The following is a 16,068-nucleotide window of genomic DNA, read 5'->3' on the forward strand; positions in this document are numbered from 1 at the left end:
TTGCGCGCATTCCATGCCATGAAGAGGGGAACTATGATCGAATTCAAAGACGTGTCCAAGGTGTACGGCAACGGTACGCGCGGCCTGGACCATATCCAGCTGACGATCGGCGACGGCGAGTTCGTCTCCATCATCGGCCTTTCCGGTGCGGGCAAGTCGACGCTTCTACGCTCCATCAACCGCCTGAATGACGTGACGGAGGGCGAGGTCGTCGTCGACGGCACCTCCATCACGCGCGCCGACAAGCGCGAGCTCCGGCGCATTCGCCGTCGGATCGGCATGATTTCGCAGAGCTTCAACCTGGTGAAGCGCTCGACGGTGCAGAAGAATGTGCTCTCCGGACGCTTAGGCTATTACTCCACCTTCAAGAGCATCTTCGGGCTCTTTACCGAAGAGGACTACAAGAACACCGAGAAGGCGCTCGCTACCGTCGGCCTCCTCGACAAGCTGCACTCGCGCTCGGATGAGCTCTCCGGCGGCCAGCAGCAGCGCGTCTCCATCGCCCGTGCGCTCGTGCAGCGAGCCGACATCATCCTCGCCGACGAGCCGGTGGCCTCGCTCGACCCGGTAACTACGCAGACCGTTCTTAAGGACCTGGAGCGCATCAACAAAGAGGAGGGCAAGACCGTCGTGGTGAACATCCACTCGGTCGAGCTGGCCCGTCAGTTCTCTACCCGCATCATCGCGTTGCGCGCCGGGCGGCTTGTGTTCGACGGCACGCCCGACGAGCTCACCGAGGAGCGCCTCGCCGAGATTTACGACAAGGATGCTGCCGAGCGCGAGGCGAAGGGGGCGGCCGCCTGATGAAGATCTCCGAGACCGTACATTTCGACTGGTACAAGAACCTGTTCGTGGTGCTGGTGCTCGTCGCGTGCGTGGTCGCGAGCGTAACGGTGACCGATGCAGACTTTGCTGAGGTCATCCAGGGCGGTCCACAGGTCACCGCATTCCTCGAGCGCTTCATGCAGCCGGACTTCTCCTACATCCCCACGCTCATCGACCCGATGATCCGCACCATCAAGATGTCTGTCCTGGGCACGGTGATCGGCTTTGCGGTCGCGGTGCCGCTGGCGTTTCTCGCCACGACCGTGGTGACGCGCAACCAGGTGGTCACGGCCATCTTCCGCTTCATTCTCGATGTCGTTCGCACCATTCCAAACCTGTTGCTTGCCGCGCTTACCGTGGCGATCGTGGGAATCGGTGAGTTCTCCGGTGTGATTACCATCGCCGTCTTCACGCTCGGCGTGGTCTCGCAGCTCATCTTCGAGACCATCGAGACGGTGGACGAGGGTCCCATCGAGGCCGCGGAGGCCGTGGGTGCCACGCGCGTGCAGATTGCGTTCTGGTCGATTGCCCCCCAGGTCATGAGCCAGCTCGCAAGCTATCTGTTCTATGCGTTCGAGATTAACGTGCGCGCCTCGACGGTGCTGGGCTATGTGGGCGCCGGCGGCATCGGCGTTATCTTGAACTCGTCGCTCGGACTTTTGCGCTACGACCGCGTGTCGGTGATCATTCTTATGATCTTCGTCGTGGTTGCCGTGGTTGACTTTCTGAGCGAAGCGGTGAGAAGGAGGCTCGCATGAGTGAGACGACTGCGCCCGCGCGCCGCGGGCTGTTTGCATCCGAGCGCGCGCGTACCATCGCGATCTCGGTCGTGGTGGTGGCCGTGGTGGCCTGGTCTGCAATCGGGCTCGACTATTCCGGGCTCGCGACCTTCAACCCCTCGCTCGCACTCGAGGCGCTTCGCGGGTTGCTCAGCCCTGATTGGGGGTATGTCTACGACGGCTCCGGCGAGGACCTGATTAGCCTTCTTTTGCTCACCATAGGCATCGCGTTTCTGGGCACGGCGATCGCGACGGTGCTCGCCATCCCCTTTGCGCTCGTGAGCTCGCGCACCCTTTGGCACAACCCTGTGGTGCCGCGTGTGGGCAAGTTCGTGTGCAATGTGCTGCGCGCGTTCCCCGAGCTTGTGTATGCCATCATCTTCGTGCGCGTGGTGGGGCCCGGTCCGTTTGCCGGTGCGCTCGCCATCGGCGTGCATCAGATCGGCATGCTCGGCAAGCTCTTTACCGAGCAGATCGAGGCTATGGACGAGGCGCCCGTTGAGGCCGTGCGCGCGGTGGGCGGCAACTTCTGGCAGTCGCTTTTCTACGCGCGCCTGCCGCAGCTCATGCCCATCTTCTCGTCGCTTTCGCTCAACCACTTTGAGATCGCGGTCCGTTCTGCGTCCACGCTTGGCCTGGTGGGCGCCGGCGGCATCGGCGCACCCCTCATCTTTGCCATTCAGGCGCGCAACTGGGCAACGGTGAGCATCATCCTCATCGGCGTGGTGGTGGCCGTGTTCGCGATCGACCTTTTGGGCGGAGCCATCCGCAAGCGGTTGCGCTAGAGAACCGTTGATACTTGGCCCCGGCGGTGCCCTCACGTTCGCGATTGCAACTTTTGGGCACTTCTGGGCGTCACGGGCAAGTACAAGAAGGTAGCCAGCAGAAGAAAGCGCAGCTCAGGGGGCCGACGACCTCTGGGTTGTTGCGGTTCTACCCGAGGCTCGTGCGGGCAAGTGCCCAAAAACTGCAATTGCGGCCGGCTCTGGTAGATACATCAGCGTTTTCCTAGGGTATAGCGAGGTGGTTCATGCGCGTTTTGCATCTGTCGGACATTCATTATTCGCTTGGGGCGAAGGATGCTTGTAGGGGAGCGGACGGCTGCGGTGATAACGCGCATGGGGCGGTTGCCGAGGTGGGCGACCGCCCGCTCTCGTTGCCCGCGGCGGAGTTCTACCCCGCTATGGTTGACCGCTTGGGCGACGCGCTTCCTGCATTCGAGGCGTGCCTGCGCGAGGGCCTGGCCGCGGACGACGCGGGCGAGCGTGTTGGCGCCATCGTGCTGACGGGCGACTTCGTGGAGCGCGGCGGTGTGGCGGCGTATCGTGCGGTGGGCGAGGCCGTTCATCGTGTATGCCGCGAGGTCTTGGGTGCCGTGGTGCCCTGCATCGTGACACCGGGCAACCACGATGACCGCGCGGCGCTCCGTGCGGGGTGGCCGGAGGCGTTGCCCGGCTTGGGCGGAGAGCTGCTGCTCTATGCACAAGAAGTTGCGGACGTGCGCCTCATCTCGTTCGATACGAGCGAGCCTGGGCATGCGGACGGCTATGTTGACGCTGAGCGCCTGGCGTGGCTTCGCGGGGGGCTCGAGACGGCGGCGTCGCGGGGGCAGATGGCCCTCGTTTGCACGCACCATCATGTGGACCCGAGCCAGACGGATATGCCGGCATTGCCCGGTGCGGTGGAGCTCCTCGAGCTGCTCAGGCGCCCGGGTGTCGCGGTACTCAACGGGCACACGCACCATCAGGCGCACCGTGTCTACGAAGGCGTGGAGTACCATACCGCCGATGCCACCTCGTTTCAGGCAGATCCGTGCGACGTACACCCGGCGGGCGGGGCGCCCGTGCGCGCGGTGCGCTTCCGGCGACTGAGCGGATACAACGTGTACGATGTGCGGGATCGCCGCATCGTGCGTGCCTGCGCGGTGACGTATGATGGTGGCGAGGTGCTCGGCGACATGCTGCTCGGGTAGCGCGGTCGCCGCGTTCCGGATGCCTGCGCGGCGGCCTCGATCCGAGCGCTTCGCTTGGCCGCGCTTCATGGCGCGCCGCCATCGTTTAGTAAAGGAGTTTCCATGCAGCTCGTTGTCGATTCCCATACCCATACGCTTGCAAGCCCCGACGGTTTTTCTACCGTGGACGAGATGGCCGCTGCCGCCGCGCGCGCGGGGCTCGAAGGCTTGGCCATCACCGACCACGCGCCCGAACTCATCAACTGGACGCCCATGCTCCATTTCATGGGGTACGGCAAGTTGCCGCGCGAACTCTCGGGTGTGCGCATGTTCTACGGCGTGGAGCTCAACATCATGGATTTCGACGGCCGCGTCGATATGCCCGAAGACATCCTGGCTCGCCAGCACGTGGTGATCGCGAGCTTCCATACTATGTGCACCAAGGCGGGTACCTGCGAGGAGAATACCCGTGCGTACCTGCGCGCCATGGAGAACCCGTACGTGAACATCATCGGGCACCCGGACGACGGGTTCATTCCCATTGATTTCGAGCGGTTCGTGCGGGCGGCCAAAGAGAACCACGTGCTCATCGAGGTCAACAATTCCTCGGTGCGCACCGTTCCGTACCGCCTGAACACGGCGGAGAACATCCGCGAGATTCTCCGCCTCTGCATGCGGTACGAGACCCCCGTGGTGGTGGGCACCGATGCGCACCACACGAGCGGTGTGGGGCAGTTTGGGGAGGCGCTGGCCGCTCTTGAAGACACGGGGTTCCCGGAGGAGCTTGTGGCCAATACCTCGCTCGAGAAGTACGAGCGGCTGCTGGAGGAATCGCGGCGGGCGTAGGGGCCTTTTCTGGAACGGTCGTATGCCGTCTTGGGGTGGCTCGGGCAACGTGTATGATGGATGGGTATGCGAAAGGCGCGCATGATGGCGCGTACGGGCGGGTGCCCGACCTCTGCGAGAAAGGACAGCCTGTGGCTCAGAACGGGTTCGACCAATCCAATCAGAAGGTGTTGGTGTTCGATTTCGGCGCGCAGTACGGGCAGCTCATCGCTCGGCGCGTGCGCGATTTGCATGTGTATTCGGAAATTGTGCCGTGCGATATCTCCGCGGCGGAGGTTGCCGAGATGGCTCCCTCGGCCATCATCCTTTCCGGCGGCCCGGCAAGCGTGTATGCCGAAGATGCTCCTTCCATCGATGCCGGCATCTTCGAGCTGGGTGTTCCGGTGCTGGGATTCTGCTATGGCCATCAGATCATGGCGGTGACGCTCGGCGGTGAGGTCGCTCATTCAGAGGTGGGCGAATACGGGCCGGCGACGCTCGCCTGCGATAACGAGTCTGCGCTCTTCAAGGGTACGCCCATGGAGCAGACCGTATGGATGAGCCATCGCGACGCGGTGAGCCGCGTTCCGGAGGGTTTCGTCGTGACGGGCAGGACCGATGTGTGCCCCGTGGCGGCGATGGAGTGCCCCGAGAGGAAGCTCTATTCCACGCAGTTCCACCCCGAGGTGCGCCATACGGAGCATGGCCAGCAGATTCTCAAGAACTTCCTGTTCGGTGTCTGCGGTTTGGTTGAGGACTGGACCATGGACAATCTGGCCGAGCAGAAGGTGGCCGAGATTCGCGAGCAGGTGGGCGAGGATCGCGTGATCTTGGCGCTTTCCGGCGGCGTGGACTCCTCCGTGGTGGCGGCGCTCGGCGCGCGCGCCATCGGCAAGCAGATGACCTGCGTGTTCGTGAATCACGGGCTTTTGCGTAAGGGCGAGCCCGAGCAGGTGGAGGAGGTCTTCACCAAGCAGTTCGATGTGGACTTCATCCACGTGCATGCCGAGGACCGCTATGCTGAGCTCTTGGCCGGCGTGACCGATCCCGAGCAGAAGCGCCGCATCATCGGCACGCAGTTCTGGAATGAGTTCTTTGCCGTGGCGAAGCAGCTCGAGGAGGACGGGCGCCCGGTGAAGTACCTGGCACAGGGCACCATCTATCCTGACATCATCGAGAGCGGCGCGCGCAAGACGGGCGGCAAGGCGTCGACCATCAAGAGCCACCACAACCTGATCCCGTTCCCTGAGGGTGTGCATTTCGACCTGATCGAGCCCTTGGACCACTTCTTCAAGGACGAGGTGCGTGAGCTTGGTCTGGCGCTGGGTCTGCCGGAGCACATCGTGTACCGTCAGCCCTTCCCGGGGCCGGGCCTGGCGATTCGCATCATCGGTGCCGTGGATCCCGAGAAGCTCAGCATCCTGAAGGACGCCGACGCGATCGTGCGCGAGGAGCTCGACGTGTATAACCAGCGTCTGTTCGAGGAGACGGGCGAGCGCAACAGCGAGCATAGCTGCTGGCAGTACTTCTGCGTGCTGCCGGACATCCGGTCGGTTGGTGTGATGGGCGACGAGCGTACTTACGCGCGGCCTGTGATCTTGCGCGCCGTGGAGTCGAGCGACGCCATGACTGCGGACTGGGCGAAGCTGCCGTACGATGTTCTGGCGCGGATTTCCGGCCGCATCGTGGCGGAGGTGCCGGGCGTGAACCGCGTCGCGTATGACATTACGTCGAAGCCTCCCGCGACGATCGAGTGGGAGTAGGAAATTCGTCAGTTATGGGGGTATAAATCGTCGATTCTAACAAAAATACCCCAATAAATCTGATATTTGCTATACTGGCCCCAGTCGGGAGATTGGGGCCAGTATGCGTTTGTTCGAGCGCGGGGACTACCTCGAGAAGATCCGCGGGTTCTACCACGACGACGGCGTGATCAAGGTGCTCACCGGCGTCCGCCGGTGCGGCAAGTCGTGCCTCATGCAGACCATAGCCGGGGAGCTCAGGGCTGCGGGCGTGCAGGAGGACCACATCATCTACCTCGACCTCGACCGGTACGGCTTCCGCTCGGTGAAGACGCCGGACCAACTCGAGGCGCTGATCGAGCCCGCGCTCAAGACCCGCGGCATGAAGTACCTCTTCATCGACGAGGTGCAGAACGTCGAGGGGTTCGAGGAGGTGGTGAACGAGTTCCGCGCCGAGGGCGGATTTTCCATCTTCATCACCGGATCGAACTCCTACCTGCTATCCGGCGAGCTCGCAACCAAGCTGACGGGGCGCTACGTCGAGTTCGAGGTGCAGACGCTCAGCTTTAAGGAGTACCGCGAGATGAAGCGCTTTCTAGGGCAGGCGGTCGACCCCAGCCCCGTGGCCGAGCTCGACCGCTACATCCTCGAGGGCGGCTTCCCCAAGGCGCTCGATTACCCCAAGATGGCGGACAAACGCGCCTACGTGAGCTCAGTTATCAAGGAGATCTTCGAGAAGGATATCCGCAGGCGCGTGAAGGTGAAGAACGTCTCGGTCTTCAACCAGGTGCGCGACTACGTCATCAACAACTTCGGTGCAACAACCTCGCTGACGAACATCCAATCCGACCTCGAACGGCAGGGTGTTCGCATCAAGCGTGAGACGCTTAACCGCTACCTCCAGATACTCGAGGACGCCAAGATCATCAGCAGATGCACGCGCTTCGACATGAAGTCGCGCAAGTCGCTCAAGGGCGAGCAGAAGTACTACCTCGCCGACCTGAGCTTCTACTTCGCGCTCAACACCGACAATCGTATCAACTACGGGCCGGTGCTGGAGAACATCGTCTATTGCTACGCGAGGAGCCTGGGCTACGAGGTGAGCGTGGGACGTATTGGCAAGCTCGAGTGTGACTTCGTCATGCGCTCGCCCGAGATGGAGTACGCCTACGTGCAGGTGGCGATGACCATCATGAGCGACCACTCGACCGAGGACCGCGAGTACCGCCCGCTTGAGCAGATAAGGGACAACTGGCCCAAGTTCGTCATCACGCGCAGCGACCCCATCCAGCGTCGCGGCGGCATCGTGCACGAGAACGTGACGGAGCTGATTGGGGAGGGGCGGACGTTCAGGTTGGTGCGGGCGAGCTTACCTTAAGATGTGAGCCGCCGAATCAGTGGAATTTCGTCAAGAAGGATGGAAGAAAGATGGATTGGAATGTTATTTTCGATGGCATTGGTTCGCAGATTGTTGGAGTGATTGTTGGGGCTTTACTTACCTCGGCTATAAGTATTCCTATCAGCTATAACGCTGGGAAGAGATCTGTAACTCAGAAACAGAATGCGGGAAACAACGCCGTTCAGACTCAGGTCGGTGTTTCAAATGAGCGATAGGGCAATTCAGAAGGCAGGCGCTAACTCAAATCAGGTACAGGCGGAAACCGTAAATCAATACTTTGGAATTAATGAGAATAGGGTTTCGGAGATAATCGAGGAACGCTGCTCTCAGGCGCTTGCAAACTGTGTTCTTGAATCACGACTTGTCGCCGAACAGAGGATTAGTGAATTTAAAACAGAGGTTTTAGGATTATTTGCTCGCAGGCCAGATTTGCTTAATGCATTAACGGAACCTTCCTGTGTCGATTCCTTTGGGAGGGCGGCTTGTGTAGCCACCAGGTCAACCGATAATAAGGATAAAGAGCTGCTTTCTGAATTGCTTGGCCGCCGGTTCGAGGAGCCACACAATCGTCATGTGGCGGCTGGAATTAATAAGGCCATTGAGATCGTTGACTTAATCACAGATGAGGAGCTGAATGGATTAACCGTTCTTTTTGCAGTTAATCAGTACGGGCCTACGTCAGGAATTGTGGATGAGGGGCTAGCCGCGCTTGATTGTTTATATGGAAAGCTGCCAATTCGCGAACTTCCAAATGGGGGAGCATGGATTGACAATCTAGACATTCACGACGCCTTGCGAGTCTCTCCATTCGGCAGTTTGAAAAAGCTTGCCGAATATTACTCCAAAGCTATTGATGGCTATGTTGTTTGGGGCTTAGAAAAAGATTCAGAGCAGTTTGATAAGGCCGTTCGCTCACTTTTTGAAGCTCATATTCCTATAGACGTCTTGCTCAATCATGAGTTGCATGATGGTTACGTAAGGCTCAGGGTTCCCAACCGCGGTGCCATCGACAATATTGTCATTACCGAGCAAGGTGGTGGTTCGCCAAACAGTGTACCGCTGAATCCCGAACAAATTTCTGTTCTTGATAAATTGTTTGGTCAGATGAGCGTCACGGAGCACGAACAAGAAATGAAGGCCGCGCTTGAACGGAAGTTTGAGGGCTATCCAAATATATTGACGGTACAGGACTGGTGGAACAGCATTCCGTCGGCGCCTAGACTTACCATTGTTGGCAAGGCCCTTGCCAACGCCAACGCAAGAAGGATTGATTCTACGTTGCCCGATTTGGAGATTTGATCATCGGATAGTCCTGTAAACAAAAGTTTTCTTTCGGAGATAGCCACAGGTCAAAATGCAAATGATATTAGGCATGCCCATGATGCTAATATCAAATATTTCAGAAATTGAGCAGCATTTAGGGATTTCATTTTTCGCATTTTGAGTGACTGTGGAACGAGCGCCTATGCAGCATCTATCCAGGACACTTTTCTGGACATAATCTGGACAAGAGCGATAACATGTCCAGAATAATGTCCAGAATGAGACGGAGGCACCGATGGGTGATGCGCTTGACGGGTACATCCAGGCAGGCGAGGGCATAAGCATCGAGTTCAAGCGCTGCGGGTCTCAGCCGGGCCAGGACACGTTCGAGACCATCTGCTCGTTCGCCAACCGGCAGGGCGGCAGCATACTCCTCGGCGTCCGCGACGATGGCGCCGTGGAGGGCGTCCCCGAGGCATCGGCGCTCAACATCGAGCGGAACATTTCCAACGTCACGAGCAACCCGAACCTGTTCAACGTATCGCCGCTGGTTGAGTTCGAAAGGCTGCACGATTCTGAAGGCAGGCTCGTCATACGGGTTTGGGTTCCCATGGGACCGTCCCTCTACACGTTCAAGGGGGTCGTGTACGACCGCGTGGCGGATGCCGACGTGCGCGTGAAAAGCGATGCCCAGATTACCTCGATGATGGCCCGCAAGCAGGGCTACTACTCGGAGCGGACCGTGTACTCCTGGGTGACCGAGGATGATCTTGAGATGGGCCTTCTTGGCGCAGTCCGAGATGCGCTGCGTGCGAACGACGCCGACCACCCGTGGCTCTCCCTCTCTGACGGCGAGCTCCTCCGTGCCGCCCGTCTCTACGGGCGCGACCAGCTGACGGGGGAGCGGGGATTCAACCTCGCCGCCGTCGCGCTGCTGGGGAAGGAGGACACGATCCTCGACGTCATGCCGCTCTATCGGACCGACGCGGTCCTTCGTCGTGTCGAGACCGACCGCTACGACGATCGCCTCGTCTGCAGGAGCAACCTCGTCAGGGCGTACGACGAGCTCGTCGGCTTCTGCGAGAAGTGGCTGCCGGATTCCTTCGTGCTCGACGGGGGGCAGCGCAAGAGCGCGCGCGACGTCATCGTCCGCGAGCTCGTGTGCAACTGCCTCATCCACCGGGAGTTCGTCAGCCCGCACATCGCCCGCATCACCATCGATAGGGAGGGCATCCGCACGAGCAACGCGAGCCGCGCGCTCTTCGCCGGCCCCGTGACGCTCGAGAGCCTCGACCCAACGCCCAAGAACCCCATCATCGCCAACTTCTTCACGCAGATGGGGCGTTCTGAGGAGCTGGGGAGCGGGACGAGGAACCTCTACAAGTTCTCGAGGCTCTACACAGGGAAGGACCCTGTCTTGGAGGACGGCGATCGGTTTACCGCGTTCGTGCCGGTGCCGCCTGTCATGGCGAGCATGGTGGGGAGCGGGGGCGATCGCGAAGCCGCGAAGGGGACCGAGAGAAGCGGAGCCGTTGGTGGGTCAAGAAGGAGCCGCACGCGCGCGGAGGTCGAGAGCGCGGTCGATAACCTCATTGCCCGCTACGGGTCTTTCCCCGCATCGGCCGTTAGCGAGCAGGTCACGAGTGTGGGCGAGAGGACGGTGAGGCGCTATCTTTCCGACATGGTGAAGGAGGGCAAGCTTGTTTGTGCCCCACGCGGCAGGTCTACGACCTATCGGAGCGGCAACTCGGCCGACAGCCTCGGTGGCGATTGCTGAGCGCTATCTTGCTAGAGACGCCTGTTTTTCCGCGGCATGCGGGTTGCCGTCGGAAAACGCCGTCTGGCAGAGGGGCGTTGAGTTCATTTTGAGTTCAATTCGGACACGCGAAATGCGCTCGACATCGTTTAATGGTGAGACGACGGTACACCACGCAGACGAGAGAACATGGAAATGCGCGGTTTGATTACCGAGCAGAAGTAAGTGGGTTATAAACAATCCACTGCAAAAACCTCCCTCACCGATGGCTGTGGGGGCGCAAGGCTGCCGAAGTGAGGTGCATTTGGACTGACGGTAGCAGCGTGCGCTTCTGTGGTCGCGGGAACCGCCATGGAAAAGGTTAAGCCAATGACCGAAGGTGGCGCGATGAGCGCCAAGGGCGATCTGTGATGGATGCTTGCGCCGGCCTCGTTGGGAAATCCGGCTTCGCCATGCGACAGTTTGAACACATGAGGCGAGTGATCGCTCGTCGCAAGGCCGACCGATAGGAACCGATCGAACTGTCTGCCGTTCTAGACTTCTTCGTCGGCGCATCCTATGTGCGTCCGTATATAATTACTCAAGATAATTACTATAGATAATTATTTTTTGAGACGGAAGGAACAGAAATGAACGGGCGCTCATTCAAGATGCTGATGGATACGCTGCGGCGCGCGCGTCGCATCGACGGCATGATGCCGCAGCTGCCGCCTGACCTCACCAACGGGAGGACGCGCGTGCTCGACACGCTCTATGAGCTGGGCGGCTACGCCAAGGAAGATGCATCGAGGCGCCGCGCCGTGCGCGTGAGCGACATCGCGGACGATATGGGCGCCACGCGTCCCGGCGTGACGCGCATGGTGTGCGACCTCGAGCGGGATGGTTACCTGCACAAGTCTGCCAGCCCCACGGACGGCCGCGAGGTGTTGGTTGAGCTGACCGAACACGGTCTCGCTACGCATCGCGTTTGGTACGAGGAGGTCTACGAGTACACCGCCCTGCTTCTTGGCGAGGCGGGCGTGACCGAACATGACATCGAGGTGACGGTTCGGACTGTCAAGCGGCTGCTTGAGGTTGTAGGGGAGGCCGACCTCACACGCTGGCAGAACGAGCGCTTGGGCCGTAAGGCCGCGGCGTGCGGAAGTGCGGAGGAGTAGGAGTGGATGATAGCCGGAAGCTGCCGCGGCGCGTCGTCGCGTCCGTGATTGCGGCGGGCATCATGTCCTTTTCGGGCGTGGTGGTCGAGAGCTCTATGAACGTGACCTTTCCGTCTCTCATGCGGGAGTTCGGCATCGATACCGCGACGGTTCAGTGGATTACCACGGGCTATCTGCTCGTGCTGTCGGTCATCATCCCCATGTCTTCGTATCTGCGTCGGCGCTTTACCATGCGCGCGCTATTCGTGGCGGGAGCCTCCTGCTTTCTGGCGGGAACGCTGACGGCGGCGCTGGCTCCCGTCTTTCCGGTGCTGCTCGCCGGACGCTTGGTGCAGGGCGTGGGCACGGGCGTAGCGCTGCCCCTCATGTTCAACATCATCTTGGAGCAGGTGCCGCGCAAGAACATGGGGCTTATGATCGGTATCGCCAACTTCATCACCTCGACGGCGCCCGCCATCGGCCCGTCGCTCGGCGGCTTTCTCGTGAGCGTCCTAAGCTGGCGCGCGGTGTTCTGGGTGCTCGTGCCGCTGGTGGCTGCGTCGTTTGCCCTGGGCGCCGCCTGCATTCGGCAGTCGACGACGTCGGGGCGCCCGTCGCTCGACGTCTGCGGCCTCATCATGCTCGCTGTCGGGTTTGCCAGCTTCATCTTTGCCGCGAACAGCGCCTCGTCAGCCGGATGGGCGAGCCCGTCTGTGCTCGGCCTGTTCGTCGTGGCAGCTGCCGCGATCGCGCTGTTCTGCCGGCACTCCCTTGCCACGCCGGGTGCCCTGCTCAATGTGCGCGTGCTGCGCGACCCGGTGTTTGCCCTTTCGGTCGCGGGTATCCTCCTCGTGCAGTTCTGCACACTGGGGCTTGCGTTCCTCATCCCCAACTACGCGCAGCTGTCGCTTGGCATCGATGCGTTTACCGCGGGCTGCCTGCTGGTGCCCGGATGCATCGCGGGCGCCCTTCAGGCGCCGCTTTCGGGCATCGTCTACGATCGCTTTGGCGCAGGGCTTTCGATTATCGGCGGGTGCGTGGTCACGCTCGCGTCCACAATCCTGTTCTTCGCGTTCGCGCCCACGCTTACCGGGCCGCTCATCGTTCTCTTCTTCGTGCTCTACTCGTTGGGAAAGGGGGCGAACCTGCCGGGTAACATGACAAACGGCCTGGCGCACCTGCCCATCGAGCATAACCCGGATGGAAACGCGATCGTCAACACGGTGCAGCAGCTGGCGGGCGCGATCGGCACGGTGTTCGTCTCCACGATCGTCGCCAGCGCGCAGGCGATTGATCCTGCGCACATGGCCAACGCGACGGCCGCGGGCACCCAGCAGGCGTTTCTGCTGGTGGTCGTCTTTGCGGCGGCGGAAGCCGTCTGTGCGGCACTAATCTTCGGCGCTTTCAAGAATCGTACGCGTTCCGTGCGATAGGCCGGCTTGCCGCCGGACCCTGGGCCCTCCAAAGCGCCGAGAAGAGCGCGGCGGGCGGGAGCGCGCCCGCCGTCGTCATGCGCGCCCCTCGACCCGGCTACCCTGCGAAGAGGCTGCCCTGAGACACCCCATAGATCACGACCAGGGCGAAGAGCGCCAGGACGACACCCCCGACGACGAGGAAAGCCCGCCAGGCCCGAAGCACCGCCTCCTTGCCCCGCTTCACGTCCGCGTAGATTGAGGAGATCTGCTTGTCGGACTCGTTGAGGGCGCGCACATCGCCCACGTCGATTCCCCGCACGAGCTCGTCCAGGCCGATCCCGTAGTAGTCCGATAGCAGGACGAGCCGCTGGAAGTCGGGGTACGACTGCCCGAGCTCCCATTTCGACACTGTCTGCCTCGAGACGCCGAGTTCGTACCCTAGCTGCTCCTGCGAGAGGCCCCGTTTCCTCCTGAGGTCGATGAGTCGGTCGTTGAAGTTCATGGCCGTTCCTTTCGGTCGGTTTTCGCGGTCCGCGCCGCTTGGGCGCGAGACCATGGAACTGCGTGAGCGGCGCAGGAGCAACCAACAACGGTTGGCAATTCGTCAATCTAGCGCGGCATCGGGCCCGGTTACAGCTCTGTAGTCGCCGCGCTCGAACACGCCACGTTCGGCACCGAGCATTGCATCCTTCCGCTCGCGGCCTAAGGCGTCCTCATGCAGGTTGTCTCCCGCCATGCCGTTCCTTCCCATGGCTGCTGGCTGTAAGTTAACACTTGGCCAATCGACCGTTTTTTAGAAGATGGTCAAAGAGTCTTTTCCGAGGGTTCCTTCAGCTGCTCGTCTGGGTGGGAGCCGAGGGGCGTTGGGTCTATGCTGCCATCGTTTTGCGGACACTGGCTCGAAGGATGATGACAACGTGAAGAGATAAGGGCTTTTGCTGCCTGGTTGCGTCGCGCCCGGCCCGTGTCCCTGCCTACCGCTTCCGATCGACCTTGCGCGGCAGGAGGATGGAGGCCGCTGCGCCGAGGGCGGAGACGGCGATCGCGGTCCCCATCGCCCCGGGTGCGCCCGGGCCGCTCGCGGCGCACATCGTCCCGACCACTGCCGAGGAGACGGTGCCGCCGAAGCCCCGGAAGAACATCGCGAATCTACCCCGATTCCGTTTACACCCCTACGCCGCCATCTTGACGGCGCCCTCCATATTCCTCGCCTCGGACTCCGCGGGGCTGAGATTGCCCAGAGCCGAGTGGATCCTGACCCTGTTGTAGAAGCGCTCTATGTACTCGAAGATCTCGAGCGCCGCCCGCTCGCGCATCTCGAAGGTCCTCGCGTGCACGCACTCCGCCTTGATGAGGCCCATGAGCGACTCCATCGCGGCGTTGTCCCACGGCGAGGATATCGACCCCATCGAGGGCTCGATGCCGGCCTCGCGCATCGTCTTGCCCAGCAGCAGCGAGACGTACTGCGAGCCGTGATCCGAGTGGTGGATGCGACCTTCCTTCGGGTGCCGGCGGGCTATCGCCATCCTGAGGGCGTCGTCGGCGAGCCCCGCCGTCATCCGGTCCGACATCGACCAGCCGACGATCATCCCGGACCATATGTCCATCACCACGGCCAGGCAGGGCCAGCCCTGGTGCGCGCGCACGTAGGTGATGTCGGCGAACCGGGCCCTGTTCGGGCCGTCGGCCGAGAGCTCGCGGCGCACCGGGTCGGGGGCGGAGTTGGCCTGCGGCGCGGCCGCCTTCGCCCCGCCCTTCGGCCGCTTGGCGCAGCCGCGCGCCGCGCCGGCCCAGCCGTTCTCGCGCACGATGCGCGCCGCGCGCTTGCGCGACGTGGACTCGCCGGCCTTCTTGAGCTCGGCGAGGACCTTCGGCGCCCCGTAGATGCCGCGGCTGGCGGCGTATATCTCCGAGGTCTTCCCGGCGAGCTCGGCGCCCCTCTCGTCGTGCGCGCTCGGCCGCCTCTTCCTCCACGCGTGGTAGCCCTGGCGGGTGACATGGAGCGCGCGGCACATCTCGGACGCGCTCCAGGCTCCCTCGTCGAGCAATGTGAAAGCGGACTTCGCCCTCTCCGCCTGGGCGCCTACAGCTGCCTGCTGGCGAAGAAGGCGCTCGCTTTTAAAAGTACCTCGTTCTCGCGCCTGAGCCGCTCGACCTCCCTGCGCAGGCGCCGGTTCTCCTCGGCCACCTTGAAGGGGTTGTCCTCGGGCGACGCCTGGGCGGTGTCGGCCTTCTTGACCCAGTCCGATATGCTGCCGGCGTCGACTCCGAGCTCCCGCGCGATCTCGGCGTAGGTGCCGCCTCGCTCCCTGTACGGCCTCACCGCCTGCTGCTTGAACTCGGCCGGATATTTGGGCGACGGATGTCCCATCCTATGCCCCCTTTCCCCGTTTACGGCATCATGCCGAAACGGAACTCCGTGTGTCAACGGGAATGGGGCAGATTCAGATTCAAGCAGGCACGCGAGCAGGTCGTCCGCGGTCCTCGTCCTCGTGGGCATGAAGCGGTGCCTGCGGGAGTGCCCGAGCGTGCCCGACCACGCGTTGAACTCGAAGACCTCGCCGTTCGCGTCGGCGAGCCTGACGTCCTCCTTCCAGTCGAACTGCAGCTGGCGGCCCGGCGGCGTCTCGAAGCGTGGGTGCGCCTCCGGGGAGGGGGAGCCGAAGGCGACCCCCCTGCCTGCGGCACCACGCGGTGAACGCCCCGTAACACGGCAGCGGCGGATCGTTGTGCGGGTGCAGCAGCATCTCGTGCACCCCCTTCTTCGTCGCCCCGGGCAGGACGGCCTTCGCCTCGACGACCGCCCGCACCCGCTCGAAGGCGCTCTCGCGGTCGGACCTGCGGTCCCCCGCCTCGCCGCCCCCCTTCCAGTACTTGGCCACGGTGTGCCGGTCCAGGCCGTGGCGCCTCGCTATGTCGCTGAAGTTCGGCTTGGTCCCGGCGGCCCTGTGCATGCTCAGCTCGCCCATCACGTTCC

16 protein-coding genes are annotated in these 16,068 nt (G+C 62.1%); 12 read left to right on the forward strand and 4 right to left on the reverse strand.

The window, feature by feature from the left end; translation table 11 throughout:
- The first annotated feature begins 33 nt into the window (after nucleotides 1-33).
- From phnC to AC1VS5_RS04380, 12 genes are all read left to right on the forward strand, one after another.
- Complete coding sequence (phnC, locus tag AC1VS5_RS04325) at nucleotides 34-804, forward strand: phosphonate ABC transporter ATP-binding protein (RefSeq protein WP_019128963.1); 771 nt, start codon at nucleotides 34-36, stop codon at nucleotides 802-804.
- The gene (gene phnE / locus AC1VS5_RS04330) at nucleotides 804-1,583 is read left to right on the forward strand and encodes a phosphonate ABC transporter, permease protein PhnE (protein WP_276869034.1); all 780 of its coding nucleotides are present in this window, start codon (nucleotides 804-806) and stop codon (nucleotides 1,581-1,583) included. The genes phnC and phnE (AC1VS5_RS04330) overlap by 1 nt, the downstream gene beginning before the upstream one ends.
- Nucleotides 1,580-2,389 carry a phosphonate ABC transporter, permease protein PhnE gene (gene phnE / locus AC1VS5_RS04335; protein ID WP_019128965.1) on the forward strand — a complete coding sequence of 270 codons (810 nt, stop codon included), beginning with the start codon at nucleotides 1,580-1,582 and terminating at the stop codon, nucleotides 2,387-2,389. The genes phnE (AC1VS5_RS04330) and phnE (AC1VS5_RS04335) overlap by 4 nt, the downstream gene beginning before the upstream one ends.
- Nucleotides 2,390-2,634: 245 nt before the next feature.
- Nucleotides 2,635-3,576 (forward strand): metallophosphoesterase family protein, encoded by a 942-nt coding sequence (locus tag AC1VS5_RS04340; RefSeq protein WP_481217805.1) that lies wholly within the window; start codon nucleotides 2,635-2,637, stop codon nucleotides 3,574-3,576.
- A 102-nt stretch (nucleotides 3,577-3,678) separates the two neighbouring features.
- Entirely contained in the window at nucleotides 3,679-4,401 is a 723-nt protein-coding gene (locus AC1VS5_RS04345; protein WP_019128967.1) for a phosphatase, read from the forward strand.
- Between the two features lie 131 nt (nucleotides 4,402-4,532).
- Nucleotides 4,533-6,143 carry a glutamine-hydrolyzing GMP synthase gene (gene guaA, locus AC1VS5_RS04350; protein WP_481217806.1) on the forward strand — a complete coding sequence of 537 codons (1,611 nt, stop codon included), beginning with the start codon at nucleotides 4,533-4,535 and terminating at the stop codon, nucleotides 6,141-6,143.
- Between the two features lie 103 nt (nucleotides 6,144-6,246).
- Entirely contained in the window at nucleotides 6,247-7,500 is a 1,254-nt protein-coding gene (locus AC1VS5_RS04355) for an ATP-binding protein (protein ID WP_481217807.1), read from the forward strand.
- Nucleotides 7,501-7,550: 50 nt separating this feature from the next.
- Nucleotides 7,551-7,736 carry a hypothetical protein gene (locus AC1VS5_RS04360; RefSeq protein WP_481217808.1) on the forward strand — a complete coding sequence of 62 codons (186 nt, stop codon included), beginning with the start codon at nucleotides 7,551-7,553 and terminating at the stop codon, nucleotides 7,734-7,736.
- Nucleotides 7,726-8,820, forward strand: a complete 1,095-nt coding sequence (locus AC1VS5_RS04365) for an LPO_1073/Vpar_1526 family protein (protein WP_481217809.1) — start codon at nucleotides 7,726-7,728, stop codon at nucleotides 8,818-8,820. The genes AC1VS5_RS04360 and AC1VS5_RS04365 overlap by 11 nt, the downstream gene beginning before the upstream one ends.
- A gap of 259 nt (nucleotides 8,821-9,079) precedes the next feature.
- On the forward strand, nucleotides 9,080-10,561 hold the full coding sequence (locus AC1VS5_RS04370; protein WP_481217810.1) for an RNA-binding domain-containing protein: 1,482 nt from the start codon (nucleotides 9,080-9,082) through the stop codon (nucleotides 10,559-10,561).
- 608 nt (nucleotides 10,562-11,169) lie between these two features.
- Complete coding sequence (locus AC1VS5_RS04375; RefSeq protein WP_022349112.1) at nucleotides 11,170-11,697, forward strand: MarR family winged helix-turn-helix transcriptional regulator; 528 nt, start codon at nucleotides 11,170-11,172, stop codon at nucleotides 11,695-11,697.
- 2 nt (nucleotides 11,698-11,699) lie between these two features.
- Nucleotides 11,700-13,109 (forward strand): MFS transporter, encoded by a 1,410-nt coding sequence (locus tag AC1VS5_RS04380; protein WP_075575913.1) that lies wholly within the window; start codon nucleotides 11,700-11,702, stop codon nucleotides 13,107-13,109.
- A 97-nt stretch (nucleotides 13,110-13,206) separates the two neighbouring features.
- Here the strand turns inward: AC1VS5_RS04380 and AC1VS5_RS04385 are convergent, their stop codons facing one another.
- The 4 genes from AC1VS5_RS04385 to AC1VS5_RS04400 form a co-directional block, all read right to left on the reverse strand.
- The gene (locus AC1VS5_RS04385) at nucleotides 13,207-13,593 is read right to left on the reverse strand and encodes a helix-turn-helix domain-containing protein (RefSeq protein ID WP_022349110.1); all 387 of its coding nucleotides are present in this window, start codon (nucleotides 13,591-13,593) and stop codon (nucleotides 13,207-13,209) included.
- Between the two features lie 102 nt (nucleotides 13,594-13,695).
- Entirely contained in the window at nucleotides 13,696-13,827 is a 132-nt protein-coding gene (locus tag AC1VS5_RS04390) for a hypothetical protein (RefSeq protein WP_022349111.1), read from the reverse strand.
- Nucleotides 13,828-14,263: 436 nt separating this feature from the next.
- Nucleotides 14,264-15,139, reverse strand: a complete 876-nt coding sequence (locus tag AC1VS5_RS04395) for an IS3 family transposase (protein WP_481217811.1) — start codon at nucleotides 15,137-15,139, stop codon at nucleotides 14,264-14,266.
- A gap of 35 nt (nucleotides 15,140-15,174) precedes the next feature.
- The gene (locus AC1VS5_RS04400; protein ID WP_481217812.1) at nucleotides 15,175-15,462 is read right to left on the reverse strand and encodes a transposase; all 288 of its coding nucleotides are present in this window, start codon (nucleotides 15,460-15,462) and stop codon (nucleotides 15,175-15,177) included.
- Nucleotides 15,463-16,068: the final 606 nt, after the last annotated feature.

The sequence above is a fragment of the Enorma sp. genome (genome assembly GCF_982429025.1).